General features: G+C 43.4%; 1 protein-coding gene. It reads left to right on the top strand.

The window, feature by feature from the left end; genetic code table 11:
- Positions 1–365: 365 nt before the first annotated feature.
- Positions 366–569 carry a hypothetical protein gene (locus ACSZO1_RS22675; RefSeq protein WP_437616661.1) on the top strand — a complete coding sequence of 68 codons (204 nt, stop codon included), beginning with the start codon at positions 366–368 and terminating at the stop codon, positions 567–569.
- Positions 570–588 lie beyond the last annotated feature (19 nt).

The following is a 588-nucleotide window of genomic DNA, read 5'->3' as shown; positions in this document are numbered from 1 at the left end:
CATCTGTGGTAGGAAAAACGGGATAACTTATCGGTAGTTAACCCTTCCTCCTACACTCTCCACAATCATGTCCGAGCATTGCACTTATTATCTGAATTCGCGGCCGTATAAATAACGTTGTTCTGCAGTAATGATTAAATATCGATAATAAGGTCGCCAGTGTGATGGCAGCCGAAAAATGAAAACCAGTAATAACTGAATAATTAAACTGGCTTTTTAAATCTCTACCCTACAACCGGGTAATGATAACAGGGAAAAGTGTTATTCAACCTTTGCCATCAGCATTCGCCTGCGAACATGCTGACGACAATCTGTTGATTTAATTCTTTCTCTCTATCAAATCCACGGGAAAGACAGGAGTTATTATGTCAAATACACTATCAGTTGAAGATGTACCGCTTAACCGTTTCCATAAACTGCTCACCGTGCGTTCCGGTGGCGGTTCTTATGTTGACGGCTACGTGCTGAGTATTATCGGCATCGCCATGACCAAAGTGTCGCCCGCACTGGGATTCGCGAATTCAGATAATAAGTGCAACGCTTGGTCATGTGGATGGAGGGACGGTTAGCTACCGATAAGCTATCCTG

This window comes from Erwinia sp. V71 (assembly GCF_965644245.1).
Classification (GTDB): domain Bacteria; phylum Pseudomonadota; class Gammaproteobacteria; order Enterobacterales; family Enterobacteriaceae; genus Erwinia.
The sequence above is the reverse complement of the archived record's forward strand: the minus strand, read 5'-3'. Positions and strand labels throughout refer to the sequence as shown.

Bases quoted from the DNA above. Each gene is read 5' to 3' on its own strand.
- ACSZO1_RS22675 (WP_437616661.1), top strand. From the start codon at position 366: ATGTCAAATACACTATCAGTTGAAGATGTACCGCTTAACCGTTTCCAT.